Origin of the sequence: Nocardiopsis sp. NPDC058631 (assembly GCF_042716955.1) — a bacterium.
GTDB lineage: Bacteria > Actinomycetota > Actinomycetes > Streptosporangiales > Streptosporangiaceae > Nocardiopsis.
Genome location: NZ_JBHXQY010000062.1, coordinates 22070 through 36922 on the forward strand (window position 1 = coordinate 22070; position 14853 = coordinate 36922).

Sequence of the window (14853 nt, forward strand, 5' to 3'; positions counted from 1 at the left end):
GTGACACATACGTGGAAAAGTGCGACACCGAGACGGCAGCACACCAGCTCTGACCTGCGGATATTCATCCGGTCATCCGATGACTACGGATCAGAAAGTTGGGGGTTCGAGTCCTCCCGAGTGCACCACACAAGCCCCTGAACCGCGGAAACGCGGTCGGGGGTTTGCTCGTTCCAGACCATGCGAAGCCCGAAGCCGCTGTTTTTCGACTCTCTGTCTGAGGTTTGATTATTGGTTGGTCCTGGGTGAGCAGGCAGTGCGGGCCGCTGGGGCCCTTGCTGGTCAGTGCGGCGGCGGTCATCCGGCGGTGCTGTTTGTCGGTTGCGCCCATGGTGGCCTCACGAAACTGCTGTTCACAGGAGTCCCACCCACCGGGAAACGAAAAATCGAACCTCAATCAGATGCCCCGGATTCCCGCCGACACACCTCCCGAACGTGGGGCGACGCGTGATGAGGACGTGTCGAGACACCTAACACGCCACGGGAACATGTTAATTTTATCGAGGATTCTTAACATGTTTCGCGGACACGTCGAAGGAGTTGACGCGTGCTCTGGAGCCCCGACGTTCCCTTCAACGGTCTGCCCCCGCTGCCACCGGCCGGCCTTGACCTGGAACCCAAGCCCGTGCTCAAGGCGACCGTCCAAGCCCGAACGGCACTGGCGACACTCGCCCAGGCCGGCCAGGTGCTGCCGAACCCCAACATCCTGATCCACGCTGTCCCGCTGCTCGAAGCGCAAGCCAGCTCCGAGATCGAGAACATCGTGACCACCGCCGATGAACTGTTCAAGCACGCCGACTCGGGCGGGGGGGACCACGCTACCAAGGAGGCACTGCGCTACCGGAGCGCGCTTTTCGCAGGAGTCGAATCGATCAGGAACCGGCCGCTCACGTCTGCGACAGCTGCCCGAATCTGTTCCGAGTTGCAGGGGCGGGAGATGGCCATTCGTGCGGTGGCCGGCACGCGCATCGCGAACCCGACCACACGGCAGGTTGTGTATGCCCCACCCGAGGGCGTCGACCTCATTCGCGAGAAGCTTTCAGCCTGGGAGCGATTCGTTCACGCTGAGGACGATCTTGATCCGCTGGTGCGTATGGCAGTGGCCCATTACCAGTTCGAGGCGATCCACCCCTTCCACGATGGCAACGGACGCACCGGCCGCGTCATCAACATCCTGATGCTGATAGAGGCCGGTCTACTGCGCGACCCGATCCTCTATCTCTCACGCGCCATCATCGCCCGCAAGAACGACTACTACCGACTCCTGCGAGCCGTGACAGCTGACGGCGCCTGGATCGAATGGGTCCTCTACATGCTCGACGTTGTGCGCGACTCTGCGGTGTCGACGACTCGAAAGATCGGAGCCATCCGCACGTGTCAGGAGGACATTGCCGAGCGAGTTCGCGCTGCCACTTCGGGCGGGCGGGACGCACAGTTCTTGGCCGTCCTGTTCGAGCAGCCCTACTGCCGCATCAACATTGTCGCCGACCGATGCGATGTCTCGCGCCAGACCGCGTCGTCCTGGTTGCACGCCCTGGTCGGGGCGGGGCTCCTCCGCGACGTCAAGGTCGGTCGAGAACGCCTCTTCGTGAACCACGAGTTCCTGGACGTGTTGACGCGCCCCGAGTGAGCTGACACAAGCCACGATCGGCGATCATGGTCGAGCAAGTTGTCCACAAACGCCTGTTTGTTGAGCCCGGCGGGGAGTCTTGCTGTCCGTTGGAGTGGCAGGCGCGCGGAGAGTGTCACCTCGCCGTCGCGCACGTACTCGGCCGTGTAGGAGCACGTGGGGTCCTCGTCGGAGGCTGCGCGTTCCAGGTGTCCCACGACCTCACCTGACAGCAGGACGACCAAACGCTCAGTCATCGTCGGTGCTCCTGGTGTCAGCGGTCGGCAGGCCCCAGGAGGCCCGGCGCGCTCGCGCGGCCGCCCTGAGGTCGGCGCCAATGGCGTCCGGTTCGTCCTGCTGGGTGTCCGGCCTCGACGCGGGCCAGCCAGGAACGGGCGACACCGGCCCGGGTGGCCAGGGCCGCCTGACTGAGGCCCTGGGAGAGCCGGGTGTCACGGACCAGGGCACCGAGCTTGGACCACCCCGTCAAAGCGAACTCTTCCGGCATCGCCTGTTCTCCGTCCTCGAACGAGGACAACGGTGAATCGTCCTCGAACGAGGACAGCGAAACCGACGGGCGGTGGGTGGATACCTTCAAATGGACCGATGAACATGCGGAGGGCGTCCACACGAAACTCCGGCTTGCCCCACCCGCGAGATTCTGTGGGTACCGACTCCGCACAGGCCTGCCCCTCCTACGGGGTCTTCGCCACCCGGCTCAAGGGCTACCGCACCACCGCCCCCAGGCACCTGTCCTGCGGCGGGAGCGGGGCGGTCTACGACGGCGGCCACACCGTGGCCCAGGCCGGACGAGACCTGGGCCTGTCCTGGCCGATCACCCAGCGCTGCCTCACCGATGATGCCGCCCGACCCCTGCCCGCCGATCCACCGCCGGCCGAGGCGATCGGGATCGACGAGACCCGCCGGGGCAAACCGGTCTGGAGACAGAACCCGCACACCCGCAAGTGGGAACTGATCGCGGACGCCTGGCACATCGGCTTCGTCGACGCCGTCAGCGGAGAAGGCCTGTTCGGGCAGGTCGAGGGCCGCAACGCGGCATCGGTCGCCGACTGGCTCATCGCCCAGCCCGCCGTATCGGGCGGCGCTCACCGTAGGTGCGATGGACCTGGGGACATCGCGGCCTGGTTCCGACGGCGGAACGCGCCCAAGCTGATGGTGCAGAAGCCGCCCGGTGCCATCAACCGCCCGCTCGGCCCGTAGCAGCGCACTTCGCGCACCGCCCACCGACAAACCCGAACTCCTCTGAGGAGCGAGCAATGAGCACCACCGACACGGACATCGCGGGCTGGAACTCCAAGGCCCTCGACGAAATCCTTTCGAACGACGCGGGACGCCCCGTCCTGTTCACCAACGCCCGCATCCTGACGATGGACCCGCTGATCGGGCCCATGACCGGTGCCGACATCCTGTTCGTCGGTTCTCTGATCGTGGCGGTCGGCCCGTCCCTGTTCACCGCGGCGGAGGACGACAACGCCATCGTCGTCGACTCCACGGGCATGACCATCGTCCCCGCCGTCGTGGACACCGTCGCGCTGGCCGGAGGCCGCGGCGAACGCTCGGAGCACGTCGCGACACTGACCCCGGGCAACGCCAGCGACCTGCTGGTGGTGCCCGACGAGCTCGCCGCCGACGTGCCCAGTGCCCTGGCCACGCTCATGTCCCGGCCGGAGCAGGTCCGCGCACTGGTCGCGGCCGGTCGGCCCGTGCTGTGGGCCGGCAGCGACGCCCCCGACCGGGCCACCGCCCCCGCCATGGGCATCCCGGCCTCCCCGGACCTGACCGGCAACCCGCGGGTCGGCGTCTGGATCGACCAGGCCGACTTCCTGCACCAGGAGCTCACCGCCGACGGCCGCTACGACGAGACACGTGGCGGCCGACCGCACGCCTACCAGGGCCGGTACTGGATCGACGACGACCGGATCGACTACCTTGACGACCTCGGCTTCTGGGCCGTGGGATATTTCCGCGGTGAAGAACTGCACCACGTCGGCTACATCATGCACCTGGGCTGATCCCCACATACCTGTGCGGCGCCGAGCCCGTCCTGTCCGACGGTGTGCGTGGCCGCTCCGTGCACGGGCACGGCTGTTCCCGGCCCTGGCGGTACTCATGGCGAGGGATACCGCGCGCTCACGCGGCGCGCGGTATCCCGGGAGATGTCCGGTCCGGTTCAGACGAGTCTGGCCGAGAGCGTGATCGTCGTGCCCGACAGGGCCTTGCTGATCGGGCAGTCGGCCTTGGCCTCCTGCGCCGCGGCGACGAACGCGTCGTCGTCGATGCCGGGAACGGTGCCCTCGACGGTGAGGTGGATGCCGGTGACACCCTCGCCGGGCTGGAACGTCACGTCGGCGGAGGTGACGAGCCTGATGGGCGGGGTGCCCGCTCCTTCGAGGCCGTGCGAGAGCGCCATGGAGAAGCAACTGGAGTGGGCCGCGGCGATCAGCTCTTCCGGGCTGGTCTTTCCGTTGGCCCGCTCCGCGCGCGACGGCCACGACACCGGCTGGTCACCGATACCGGAAGAGGCGAAGGTGACGACGCCGTTGCCGTTGAGCAGGTCGTCTTTCCAGACGGTGCGTGCTGAGCGCTTGGTTGCCACGGTGAGTCCTTTTCTTTTGCGGTGCGTAGAGGGAAGCGATGGGGAGCCCGGCGTTCCGGCTGCGACCCGTGCGACCGGTCGTTCTCCCGGACCGTGGGCAGCCCGGCCGGGCTCATGCTCCGCCTCCGCAGATTCTGCTGGAGACCCGACCGGAGGACATCGGCTGATCGACCTATACCGCTGGCCCGCCCGCCTCGACGGGGAACATCGTGGACGGCAGGTGCGCACCGGGTCGGAGGTGGAGGAAAACCGTTCATGCCACGTGTTCGCCGGTCAGGGCAGGAGCTGCTGCTCCATGGCGAAGACGGCCACCCCGGCCCGGGTCCGCCGCCCGGTCTTGTCGTAGATATGCCCGAGGTGATGGCCCACGGTGCGGCTCGAAATGGACAGCTCGGCACCTATCTGCTGGTTGGTCAGCCCACGGGCGGCCAGCCGTAGTACTTCGATCTCCCGCGCCGTGAGCCCGGCCGGACGGTGGGGCCGGGACGGCCGTTCGCCCGCTGCCCGGAGCACGAGGTCGCAGGCGGCGCGGTCCAGAGTGCCGGAGTCCGCCTCGCGCGTCAGGTGTTCGACGGCTTCGTCGACGGTGAAGGCGTCCCGGTGCGCCCGAGGCTCGGTCAGTGCGGCGAACACGTCGGCGGCGGCGAGGATACGGGCCGCAAGAGAGGTACGGGTCCCGAAGTCACCGCGGTGGTAGCCACTGCCGTCGCCGCGCTCGTGGTGTGCGGCGGCGATCGGTGCCAGCGGAGCGAGCGAGGGCACACGCTCCAGCACGCGCTGGGTCCAGTAGGTGTGCATCCTCACCCGCTCCATGTCAGCGGTGTTCAACGGCCCGGGCCGGTCCCACACGTCGGCGGAGATCCCGGCCCGTCCCAGGTCGTGGAGCAGAGCCGCGCGACGCAAGCGGGTCACCTCATCGGCTGCGAGGCTCCCCAGCCGGCCGGCGCCCTCCGCCAGCCGCGCGACGTGCTCGCTGTGTCCGACCAGCCACTTGCCCTTGAGGTCCACGAACCTGCCGAGGACCGCGCACAGGTCGGAGACCTCCTCGGCGGACACCATGGCGTACGGAGGCGGTTCGGCGGCCATCGCGGAGGCGATGGCGTCGGGGTGACGAAGCGGGGCGAGCACCTTCGCGGCGTCGGCTGCGAACGCACGCGCCAGTGCGGGATCCAGGTGGCCGCCGGCGCGCCGGGCCACCTCCGAGACCACGGCCGGCTCGCCGCCCTTCGCATGGGCCAGAACGGCCTGTTCGGCGACGTGGACGACCCGGGTCGCGAAGGAAAGTTTCTCACCGGCGGTTCCGAGGGGGATGCCCTGTCCATCCCATCGCTCGTACACATCGTTCAAGGCCGCGAGGGTCTGCGGCATCGCGCCGAGACCCGAACCGAGCACCTGGCTGGCCTCGCAGCCGTTGCGCATGGCCTCCACCCCGACCGTGGGCAGGACCTGGGTCAGCGTGTCCGTCAACCTCTGGGCCTTCTCTCGCGTCCAGCCGCCGAGCCGGAGCAACTGCTCGGTCAGGGGCACGTCATCCCCCGGATCGAGGTGCTTCAGCGCGCTCTGGAACGCCACCTCGTCGCCGAAGACCGCCGCGAGCTCGGGAGCGAACGACGTGCAGCCGACCGAGCGCAGCAGTGCCGTCTCATAGACCGCCCGGCAGGTCTCCCGGTCACCCGCGAGGACGTCGCGGGCGAACACCGTGGCGACAACGCAGGTACGCAGCCCCTTCTCGAAGGTCATACCCGCAGCCAAGTCAGTCGTCAGGGACAGCGCCGCCAGCACCTCGGCCAACCGAATGTCTTGCACCGCCCAAGCGTAACCGTCCATTTCTCGCGTCTCGGACATGTCCGCACACCGCCCCTCACGCACAGGATGCGCATCGGCAGCCGCGATACGAGGAGAGCGAACGCTCCCCCCTGAGGGGTGGGCCAGCGTTATAGGTCGATCAGCCGATGTCCGCCGGTCGGTTGAAGAGGAGGGTTGCGGAGGCGGGCGCGTGCTCGGCCGCAGTGCCCGGAACCCGCGTTCCGCACCGCGGCGGAGGCTACCGGAACGCGTCGGCCGTCCATCAACACTGCACGGAGGCACCACATGACGACGCGCCAGCACGACGAACACACCGCCTCAGGGTGTGCGGTGGTGGAAGCTCTGTACAGCTCGCTCGCTCAGGGTGACGTCACCGCCCTGCTCGCGGGACTCGACGAGCGGATCGAATGGGTCGTTCCGCCGGGCCTGCACTACGGAGGCACGTACCGGGGACGCGAGGAGGTACTAGAGAACGTGTTCTCCCGTTTCGTCACCGAGTGGCAGGACTTCACCGTCGCGCCCGCGGAGATCATGGAAGCCGGGGACCGCGTCATCGCACTCGGCCACTACAGCGCCACGAACCTGGCGACCGGGAAGCCGATGCGGACCCGCTTCGCGCACATGTGGCGGCTGCGGGACGGCGTCCCCGTGCACTTCGAGACCGTTCTCGACACCCACACCATGGTCGCCGCGATGTGAACCGGCTCTCCCCGGCAGCCGAGTGGAGGCACGCGGGGCGCGGCGCCGCGCGTACGACGCCGCGCTCGTGGATCTCCGGCGCCGGGCGGACTCCCGGCGTCGTGGGAGCGATCCGATCGGGTGTCCTCGGCTCCGCATCTGTCCGAACCGAATCGAAAGACGCAGCACATGACCTTGTTCGAGCATGATTTCGTCGCGGCGGGTTCCGCCGAACCGCCCCGGGACGACACGGGGCGCATGCTCCAGATGATGACGGGGTACTGGGTCACCCAAGTGGTGCGGACCGCAGCCGAGCTGCGCATAGCCGACCACCTGTACGCCAGCGGTGCCACGCCCTCCGAAGTGGCCGCGGCGGAGTCACTGGACACGGACTCGACCTTCCGGTTCCTGCGGGCCTGCGCCTCCCTCGGGCTCGCCGCGTCGACGGACGGGGAGCGGTTCGTCAGTACGCCTTTGCTCGACACCTTGCGCACCGACGCCCCGGGCTCCTTGCGGGACCTGGCGCTGTGGGGCGGAGCCGAGTCGCACTGGCTGCCCTGGGGGCGGCTGTCGGGTGCGATCCGCAGCGGTACCACCCAGGCGAAGGACGCCCTCGGTACCTCCTTCTTCGACTGGCTTGCCACCGCCCCCGCAGAAGCCGAGGTGTTCACCAACGCCATGACCGCCATGACGCGCAGCCTGGCCCACCAACTGGCGGACGTGATCCACCTCAAGGGCACCGAGGTCGTCGTGGATGTCGGTGGCGCCGGCGGGAACCTCGTCCAGACGCTCATGCAGCGGCATCACGGACTGACCGGCGTGGTCCTCGACCTTCCGCACGTGAGTGCCGAGGCGGACGCCTCCGCGTCGGACCTGGGTGTCACGGACCGGTTCGCCTTCGTCGGCGGTGACTTCTTCGAGGAGGTGCCGCCCGGGGACGTGCATCTGCTGAAGTTCGTCCTGCACGACTGGGACGACGACGCCTGCGTACGCATCCTGCGCAACTGCCGGGAATCACTCGAACCGGGTGGACGCGTGCTGGTGATGGAGCTCCTCGTGGACGAGGTGGGCACACCCGGGTTGGAGCCGCTGATGGACCTCAACATGATGGCGCTGTCGACCGGACGCGAGCGCAGCCTCGACGAATTCGAGAACCTCTTCGAGCGTGCCGGCCTGACGCTGACCAGGACGGTGCCCTCCGCGTCCCTGGTCTCCGTCCTGGAGCTCGCACCGTCCAAGCCTCGCTCGGGGCAGTGAGGCCAGTGCCCTGAGAAGTCGATGTTCGCGAGGCAGCGCACACTTCCGTGCGGCCCCGTCCGACCTCCGGCAGTCGCCTGCGGCCCGGTGCGGTGCGGACGCACGTGTGAGCCGCGGACTCGTTCGGGAAGTGCCCGCAGTGCGGACGGCCTTGCGCGTCCGGGAGTTGATCAGCGTTCCTCCGGGGAGGCCGTTTCGGCCTCCCCGGAGGGAGCTCATGCGTTGCCGTCGGCCCCTCCTGCCTGCCGGAAGGGCCGACGGTCACAGCATCCGCGGGTCAGTTGGCCTGGGCCGCGGCTTCGGCCTCGGAGTCGGAGTCGGAGTCGGAGTCGGCGATGCCGAGGTTGGCGTAGGCGACAGGGTTGGTGTACTCCCACACCTTCCTGATGAGGCCGTCGACGACATCGATACGGAAGATGTAGACGTTGTTGTAGACGAGCGGGTGATGCGGTACAGCCACGGCGCGGCCGGCGGCGGATCGAACGGAGGAGTCACCAGGGCACGGGACCGGCGGCTCCGACGAAGGCAGGGGTCGGCGTGCCGGACCCGGCGGTGGCCGCGGCGACGATCGCCGCGGCGCCCTCCTCAACGCTCTGGGTGCCCTGGTGGCCGTTCAGGTCGGTCGCGGTGAATCCGGGGTCGACCGAGACCACGCTGATCTGCGGGAGGGACTGCGCGTAGACGGCGGTCAGCATGTTCAGCGCGGCCTTGGAGGCGTTGTAGGCCAGCAGGGGCGCCCATGCCGGGAGCAGATCGCTGTGGGCGGCCGGGTCGGCGTTGATCGTCAGCGAGCCGAGGGCGCTGGAGACGTTCACGATCGCGGGTCGGTCCGCCTGCCGGAGCAGGGGCAGGAAAGCGCGGATGGCGCGCACGGCGCCGAAGACGTTGGTGTCGAAGACGTACTGCAGGTCGGCGGCGGTCAGCTCGCCGGCCGGGGCTGCGGGGCCGGCGATGCCCGCGTTGTTGACCAGGACGTCGACCCTGCCCGCCTCGGCGCGCACCTGCGCGGCGGCTGCGGCAACGGACGCTTCATCGGTGATGTCGACCAGCAGCGGTCGGGCTCCGAGGGCCTTGGCAGCCCGCTCGCCGCGGTGGGCGTCGCGGGCTCCGGCGTAGACGGTGTGGCCCGCCTCGATGAGGCGGCGGGCCGTTTCGAATCCGAGGCCCTTGTTGGCTCCGGTGATCACGGTGACTGTTGTCATGCCGCTCAGCCTGCACGGCGCCGGACAAGACAGGGAGAGCCCTCCTCAGCGGGGGGTCGACCAGTACCAGGCTGTTCACGCCGGATCGGCGGACAATGGACACATGAACGACGATCCCGTGGCCCTCGGCCAGGCCCTGCGCCACTGGCGTGACCGCACCGACCCCGAAGACCTGGGCCTTCCCCGTGGCGGGGTGCGCAGGGTTCCCGGGCTGCGCCGCGAAGAGCTCGCCCAGCTCGCCGGACTGTCCGTCGACTACGTCGTCCGCTTGGAGCGGGGCCGTGCCACCGCCCCCTCCACGCAGGTGCTCGCTTCCCTCGCCCGCGCCCTCCGCCTGAACGAGACCGAACGCGACCACCTCTACCTGCTGGCCGACCAGGCACCGCCCACCGGCGGCCAGGTCTCCCCGCACGTGCCGCCCAGCGTCCAGCGGCTCCTCGACCAGCTCAACGGAAGCCCGCTCAGCGTCCACGACGCCGCCTGGAACCTCATTTCCTTCAACCACCTGTGGGCCGCCCTCATGGGCGACCCCTCCCCCTGGCGCGGCAAGGAACGCAACATCGCCTGGCGGCACTTCACCCACCAGCCCACCCGTATCACCCACACCCCCGACCAACAGGACCGCTTCGAAACCGCCCTCGTCTCCGACCTGCGTTCCTCCGCCGCCCGGTACCCCGGAGACAACCGGCTCACAGCACTGATCAACGACCTGCGCAACGCCAGCGACCGCTTCGACGACCTCTGGGACTCCCACGTGGTCGGCTTCCACACCACCGACAGCAAAACCGTCCACCACCCCGGCCTCGGACAGGTCACCGTTGACTGCGACACCCTCACCGTCCCCGGCAACGACCTGCGCATCGCCGTCTGCTCCCCACCATCGGGCACCGTCACGGCCGACCAGTTCGCTTTGCTGAACACCATCGGAACCCAGGCCCTCGGCCGACACAGTCCGCGCTCGGCGGCGTCCTGACCGCGAACTCGTGGGGCGGACGGGTACGGGCAACCGGCTCATGATCCGCATCATGTCCGCCAGCCCAGGACCGTTGCGGGACTCGTACTTGTGCGCGGGCATGCGCCCGCACGCTTGCGCGAAGTCCTCCTGGTGGGTGCGCGGGACACGACCGCCGGCCAGGGGCCGGTCGAAGCGGTCGATCACGATGGCCCACTGGTCACCGAACCGGGTGGAGGTGCTCTTGGCGACGATCACACCCGGCACGAGACAAACCGTGATGGTTCGCGGCAGCCCGCCACCGGCCTCCGTCAGTGCCTCCCCACCTGCCGGGCGCCCCGACGCCCCGCCCTGCTCCACACCCTTGAGGGGGAGCGCGCGTCGAACGGGACGGCAGACCTGCCGCTTCAGCGTCCTCGGCCAGTACGGGTGTTGATCAGCGCCCCCACCAACAGGGTCGCCCCGACCACGATCAACGCGATCGCCCACGACCCCACCGGTGCCATGGCCGTCCCACACCCACCGGTCAGCACGGTGGGCCCGTCCCCGTAGCCGAACCAGCCGTAGGAACTGTCGGCGTTGACCGGGGCCCACCAACCCGCACCGCACGACCCGCTGGGAATCAACCCCAGAGCCCCACCACCGGCGATCAACGCGATGGCCACCGTACGGATGATCTGAACAGGGGACACGGAACTCTCCTCGAATGCGGGGCCGCACAGGCCCCTGAAACAGCCTCAGTTTTCCGGGCAGCTGTCCCTCTGGGTCTTGGTTCAGAAACCATATCTACATGGACACACCGTGCCGAATCCCCCTCGGCATCACTATTCTGTTCTGCTGCCTGTTCGAGGCCCCGGCCGTGTGGGCGGTCCTACTCGGCGGTTTATGGGTCGGCTTCACTACTCTTTGCGCGGTAACCAGAAAGGGTCGCGGTTCCGTCCCTCCGCCGTGATCTTGTACTTATAGCGCGTTTGGGCGTCAAAAACGGCTGTCAGTACAAGAGCATCGAGGCCAAAGACCCTCCCGTCACACCGGCATCGTTTCTGGTCGGGGTGGTGTCACCACTCGTCCCTGCCGCCGCTCCACGCCGCGGGCGCGCGGACACCTCCGACCCTGGGGTCAGCGGAGTGTCTGAGCGCCGATGACCGACAGCATCTGGAGCTTCTCGTAGCTCTCGGTGCCGGGGACGGCGGTGTAGACCCTCAGATGGTGGGCCTGGCCGGGGTCGACCAGCCGCTGGCAGTTCAGCTCCAGCGCGCCGACCTCGGGGTGGACGAAGTGTTTGACGTCGTGGGGGCGTATCCCGATCTCCTGGTCGTCCCACACCCGCCGGAACTCCTCGCTACGGGCCAGCAGCAGTTCGGTCAGGTGGGCGGCTTGGGACTTCGGGCCGCGGAGGGTGACGAGCTCACGCAGCCCCGAGGCGTACATCCGGGTCAGGAACGGGTGTTCCTCCGGCGCGTAGATCTGCCGGGCGGCGGGATCGGTGAACCACCGGTACCCCGCGCTGCGGGCGGGCCCCGTGTACTGCGTCGTGTCCCCGGTCAGCGCGACGCCCATCGGGGACTGCCGCAAGGTCTCGCCGAGCTCGGTGGCGATCTCGGCGGGCGTGTCGTCCAGGCGGTCGAGCACACGCAGGAGCCCGGGACTGATGTGCCCGTTGGACGTGCCCCTGGGGGGCGGATTGTGACCGGCGAGGCGGAACAGGTGGTCGCGCTCGTCGAGTGACATGTGCAGCCCCTGGGCGATCGAGGCGAGCATCCGCTGCGACGGCTGGGGGCCGCGTTCCCGCTCCATGCGGGAGTAGTAGTCGGCCGACATGTGGCACAGCGCCGCGACCTCCTCGCGCCGCAGCCCGTCGGTCCTGCGGCGCTGCCCGCGCGGCAGGCCGACGTCCTCCGGTTGCAGTGCCTGACGCCGGTTGCGGAGGAACTCCGCCAGCCCGGTGCGATCGATCACGACGCCCCTCCTTCTCGGGTACTGCCCCGTTCCCACCGCATGTCTACCGCTTGCGGACGGAAGTAGCCACGCCCCGCCGATCCCCCCATACGGAGCGCCGGGGCGGCCTGGCGAGCCTGTGATCGGGAGGTCCTGGATAGGTCTGCGCCATCCGTCGAGGATCGGTGCAGGGCCCGGTCAGACCCGCCTGCGCCGGGACCGCCCGCGCAGACCGAGAGTTCCGGACCGCCCCGGCGACGAGAGCACGCCGGCGCATTCACAGTCACCAGATGAAGGAGCAGGACCATGCCACGTGGACCCATCGACATCACCGTGCCGGATCTGACCGGAAAACGCGCCGTCGTCACCGGTGCGAGCGACGGGATGGGGCTGGGGATGGCCGCGCGGCTGGCCGCCGCGGGTGCCGAGGTGATCATCCCCGTGCGCAACCAGCGCAAAGGCGAGGACGCGATCGCCAAGATCCGGCACGCGGCACCCGGCGCGGACGTCTCGCTGCGCAGCCTCGACCTGTCCTCCCTCGACTCGGTCGCGGCCCTGGGCGACGCCCTGCGTGAGGAGGGCAGGCCGATCCACCTTTTGATCAACAACGCCGGCGTGATGAGGCCACCGAACCGGCAGACCACGGCCGACGGTTACGAGATCCAGTTCGGCACCAACCATCTCGGCCACTTCGCCCTGGTGGGCCGCCTCCTCCCGCTGCTGCGCGCCGGCCGGGCACGGGTGACCTCGCAGGTCAGTGTCGCCGCGCGCCGTGGCGCCATCAACTGGGAGGACCTGAACTGGGAACTCTCCTACCACGGGATGCGCGCGTACAGCCAGTCCAAGATCGCGTTCGGGCTCTTCGGCCTCGAACTCGAACGGCGCAGCAAGGCTCACGGGTGGGGCATCACCAGCAACCTGTCCCACCCCGGGATAGCCCCCACGAGCCTCCTGGCCGCCCGCCCCGAACTCGGCCGTACCCAGGACGCCCCGCAGATGCGTCTGATCCGCGCCCTGTCGGCGCGCGGGGTCTTGTTGGGCACCGTCGAGACGGCGACGCTGCCCGCGCTGATGGCCGCGACCGACCCCGACGCCGAACGTGGCGTGCTCTACGGCCCCAGCGGCCCCGGGAACCTGGGCGGCCCGCCGGCCGCACATCGGCTGTACCCGCCGCTGCGCAGCGAGGAGGAGGCCGCGCGCGTCTGGCAGGCCTCTGAGCAACTGACCAAGGTCTCCTTCTCCACCTCCTGACCACCGCTCGCACGACCACCCCGGGAGAAAACACATGAGCACTGTCACCCCTCGCGCATCGAAGCCCAGGAGCCCCTGGTGGGTGGTCGTCGGCGGTGGCACCGCCAACGCCGTCGGCCCCCCGATGTACCTGGCCACCATCGGCCTGTTCGTACTGCCGATCGTCGAGGAGACCGGCTTCAGCCGCACGACCGTCACCGGGGCGTTCTCGGTCGCGGCGGTCGGGATGGCGATCGGCCTGATCATCGTCGCGCAGCTCGTGGACCGCTTCGCCGCGCGTTACATCCTCGTGCCGGGGTTCGTGCTGTTCGCGGCCTCGATGGCACTGGTCGGGCTGGTACCGCCGATCGAGTGGGTCTACCTCATCCCGTGCTTCTTCGTGGGCTTCTTCGGCGCCGGGACGGCCGTGCCCGCCACCAGAGCGGTGGTGAGCTGGTTCGACAACAACCGCGCCCTCGCCGTCGGAGTGGCGACGGGCCTCATCGGGCTGGGCTCGGCCCTGGCCCCGCTGCTGGCCGGAGCGCTCATCGAGAACGTCGGATGGCGGATGACGTACGGCGTCATGGCGCTGATCTCGGTCCTGGTCTCGGTCACGATGGTCACCTTGTTCGTGCGCGCACGCGCGGAACGACACGTCCGAGGACGACTCGTCCAGGAGACACGGGTGGAGGGCCGTGACGTCAGCCTCGAACTCCCCGGCCTGACGGTCGGCGAGGCCGTCCGCACCCGGCAGTTCTGGGCCATCGCGTTCGGGCTGGGCCTGGCCGGGGTCGTCGTCTACGGCCTCCAGGTCCACCTCGTACCGATGATGACCGACCGCGGGCTGACCGCCGAGCAGGCGGGCTCCCTGCTGGTCGTCTTCGGTCTCGCCTCTCTCGTGGGCCGCGTCGCCGGCGGCCTCATCGTCGACCGCGTGCACGCGTCCGTCATCGGTCCGATCGTGATGATCGCCCCCATCGCGGGCATGTTCTTCCTGCAACCGCCCTTCTCCAGCGCCGCCGTCGCGGTCGCCTTCATCGGCATCGCCTTCGGCATCGAGGGCGACCTGCTCGCCCTGCTCATCAGCCGCTACCTGGGCACGCGCTACTTCGGCCGCATCCTGGGCGTGGTCCAGGCCGCGTTCCTCCTGGGCACCGCGTTCGGGCCGCTGCTCCTCGGACTGGGGTACGACCTGCTGGGCTCCTACGACCCCGTCATCCCCGTCCTGATGGTCATCCTCGTCGTCGGCGCGATCCTCATCGCGACCCTGGGCCGCTACGTCTACCCCGCCGTCAGCGGCTTCGACCAGCTCGCCGCACGCGACGAGCTCGCCGCCTCCGTGGTCCTGAGCGACATCGCCGAGAGCAGCGACACCCACGGCGGCAGCGCACGGACCAGGGTCCACGGCTGATCGGCCCGGACCCGTACACCGCCGGGCCGCCACCAGGCCCGGAGACCACGGCCCCACCCCGTCTGCCCGGGCCAGGACAGGGGGAGACACCCCTGGCCCGGGCCCTCGGGCCGCCCCAGCCCTCCCAGGAGACCGGCAGTTCGTGCAGCACCC

The 14853-nt window shown here is 69.2% G+C and carries 15 protein-coding genes and 2 pseudogenes; 8 read left to right on the forward strand and 9 right to left on the reverse strand.

Translation table 11 applies throughout. From position 1 onward, the window contains the following. The first annotated feature begins 547 nt into the window (after positions 1-547). The gene (locus ACFWTE_RS19950) at positions 548-1630 is read left to right on the forward strand and encodes a Fic family protein (protein ID WP_378781085.1); all 1083 of its coding nucleotides are present in this window, start codon (positions 548-550) and stop codon (positions 1628-1630) included. Between the two features lie 56 nt (positions 1631-1686). Here ACFWTE_RS19950 and ACFWTE_RS19955 read toward each other — a convergent pair. Further along, positions 1687-1866: pseudogene (locus ACFWTE_RS19955) on the reverse strand (HipA N-terminal domain-containing protein); the annotation flags it as partial. 17 nt (positions 1867-1883) lie between these two features. Continuing rightward, entirely contained in the window at positions 1884-2117 is a 234-nt protein-coding gene (locus ACFWTE_RS19960) for a multiprotein-bridging factor 1 family protein (RefSeq protein ID WP_378781106.1), read from the reverse strand. Positions 2118-2272: 155 nt separating this feature from the next. On the opposite strand from ACFWTE_RS19960, the gene ACFWTE_RS19965 reads away from it, so the two are divergent. Both ACFWTE_RS19965 and ACFWTE_RS19970 read left to right on the forward strand, forming a co-directional pair. Beyond that, positions 2273-2830, forward strand: coding sequence for a hypothetical protein (locus ACFWTE_RS19965; protein WP_378781087.1), 558 nt, complete (start codon positions 2273-2275; stop codon positions 2828-2830). 56 nt (positions 2831-2886) lie between these two features. Further along, complete coding sequence (locus tag ACFWTE_RS19970) at positions 2887-3642, forward strand: Atu4866 domain-containing protein (RefSeq protein WP_378781089.1); 756 nt, start codon at positions 2887-2889, stop codon at positions 3640-3642. Positions 3643-3800: 158 nt separating this feature from the next. Here ACFWTE_RS19970 and ACFWTE_RS19975 read toward each other — a convergent pair whose 3' ends face one another. Together ACFWTE_RS19975 and ACFWTE_RS19980 are read right to left on the reverse strand one after the other, a co-directional pair. Next, a complete protein-coding gene (locus ACFWTE_RS19975) occupies positions 3801-4226 on the reverse strand; it encodes an OsmC family protein (protein ID WP_378781090.1) in 426 nt (141 codons plus the stop codon). A 273-nt stretch (positions 4227-4499) separates the two neighbouring features. Beyond that, positions 4500-6032 (reverse strand): HD domain-containing phosphohydrolase, encoded by a 1533-nt coding sequence (locus ACFWTE_RS19980; protein WP_378781091.1) that lies wholly within the window; start codon positions 6030-6032, stop codon positions 4500-4502. Between the two features lie 285 nt (positions 6033-6317). On the opposite strand from ACFWTE_RS19980, the gene ACFWTE_RS19985 reads away from it, so the two are divergent. Both ACFWTE_RS19985 and ACFWTE_RS19990 read left to right on the forward strand, forming a co-directional pair. Next, positions 6318-6731, forward strand: a complete 414-nt coding sequence (locus ACFWTE_RS19985; RefSeq protein ID WP_378781093.1) for a nuclear transport factor 2 family protein — start codon at positions 6318-6320, stop codon at positions 6729-6731. A 168-nt stretch (positions 6732-6899) separates the two neighbouring features. After that, positions 6900-7967, forward strand: a complete 1068-nt coding sequence (locus ACFWTE_RS19990; protein ID WP_378781094.1) for a methyltransferase — start codon at positions 6900-6902, stop codon at positions 7965-7967. A gap of 277 nt (positions 7968-8244) precedes the next feature. Here ACFWTE_RS19990 and ACFWTE_RS19995 read toward each other — a convergent pair whose 3' ends face one another. Together ACFWTE_RS19995 and ACFWTE_RS20000 are read right to left on the reverse strand one after the other, a co-directional pair. Next, on the reverse strand, positions 8245-8427 hold the full coding sequence (locus tag ACFWTE_RS19995; protein WP_378781095.1) for a hypothetical protein: 183 nt from the start codon (positions 8425-8427) through the stop codon (positions 8245-8247). Positions 8428-8458: 31 nt separating this feature from the next. Beyond that, positions 8459-9169, reverse strand: coding sequence for an SDR family NAD(P)-dependent oxidoreductase (locus ACFWTE_RS20000; protein ID WP_378781096.1), 711 nt, complete (start codon positions 9167-9169; stop codon positions 8459-8461). Between the two features lie 103 nt (positions 9170-9272). Here ACFWTE_RS20000 and ACFWTE_RS20005 point away from each other — a divergent pair, with 103 nt between their 5' ends. After that, a complete protein-coding gene (locus ACFWTE_RS20005; RefSeq protein WP_378781098.1) occupies positions 9273-10142 on the forward strand; it encodes a helix-turn-helix transcriptional regulator in 870 nt (289 codons plus the stop codon). Positions 10143-10184: 42 nt separating this feature from the next. On the opposite strand, the pseudogene ACFWTE_RS20010 reads toward ACFWTE_RS20005, so the two are convergent. From ACFWTE_RS20010 to ACFWTE_RS20020, 3 genes and pseudogenes are all read right to left on the reverse strand, one after another. Further along, a pseudogene (locus tag ACFWTE_RS20010) lies at positions 10185-10640 on the reverse strand (HipA domain-containing protein); the annotation flags it as partial. Continuing rightward, positions 10529-10813 carry a hypothetical protein gene (locus tag ACFWTE_RS20015; RefSeq protein WP_378781099.1) on the reverse strand — a complete coding sequence of 95 codons (285 nt, stop codon included), beginning with the start codon at positions 10811-10813 and terminating at the stop codon, positions 10529-10531. The gene ACFWTE_RS20015 and the pseudogene ACFWTE_RS20010, both read right to left, overlap by 112 nt. Before the next feature lie 427 nt (positions 10814-11240). Further along, complete coding sequence (locus tag ACFWTE_RS20020; RefSeq protein ID WP_378781100.1) at positions 11241-12080, reverse strand: helix-turn-helix transcriptional regulator; 840 nt, start codon at positions 12078-12080, stop codon at positions 11241-11243. Between the two features lie 285 nt (positions 12081-12365). Here ACFWTE_RS20020 and ACFWTE_RS20025 point away from each other — a divergent pair, with 285 nt between their 5' ends. Together ACFWTE_RS20025 and ACFWTE_RS20030 are read left to right on the forward strand one after the other, a co-directional pair. After that, positions 12366-13310: an SDR family oxidoreductase gene (locus tag ACFWTE_RS20025; protein WP_378781101.1), complete on the forward strand. Its 945-nt coding sequence runs from the start codon at positions 12366-12368 to the stop codon at positions 13308-13310. 34 nt (positions 13311-13344) lie between these two features. Then, positions 13345-14700: an MFS transporter gene (locus tag ACFWTE_RS20030; RefSeq protein ID WP_378781102.1), complete on the forward strand. Its 1356-nt coding sequence runs from the start codon at positions 13345-13347 to the stop codon at positions 14698-14700. Positions 14701-14853: the final 153 nt, after the last annotated feature.

Excerpts from the sequence above, each read along its gene's own strand:
- ACFWTE_RS19960 (WP_378781106.1), bottom strand. The coding sequence starts at position 2,117 with ATGCCGGAAGAGTTCGCTTTGACGGGGTGGTCCAAGCTCGGTGCCCTG.
- ACFWTE_RS19970 (WP_378781089.1), top strand. The coding sequence starts at position 2,887 with ATGAGCACCACCGACACGGACATCGCGGGCTGGAACTCCAAGGCCCTC.
- ACFWTE_RS19985 (WP_378781093.1), top strand. The coding sequence starts at position 6,318 with ATGACGACGCGCCAGCACGACGAACACACCGCCTCAGGGTGTGCGGTG.
- ACFWTE_RS19990 (WP_378781094.1), top strand. The coding sequence starts at position 6,900 with ATGACCTTGTTCGAGCATGATTTCGTCGCGGCGGGTTCCGCCGAACCG.
- ACFWTE_RS20000 (WP_378781096.1), bottom strand. The coding sequence starts at position 9,169 with ATGACAACAGTCACCGTGATCACCGGAGCCAACAAGGGCCTCGGATTC.
- ACFWTE_RS20005 (WP_378781098.1), top strand. The coding sequence starts at position 9,273 with ATGAACGACGATCCCGTGGCCCTCGGCCAGGCCCTGCGCCACTGGCGT.
- ACFWTE_RS20025 (WP_378781101.1), top strand. The coding sequence starts at position 12,366 with ATGCCACGTGGACCCATCGACATCACCGTGCCGGATCTGACCGGAAAA.
- ACFWTE_RS20030 (WP_378781102.1), top strand. The coding sequence starts at position 13,345 with ATGAGCACTGTCACCCCTCGCGCATCGAAGCCCAGGAGCCCCTGGTGG.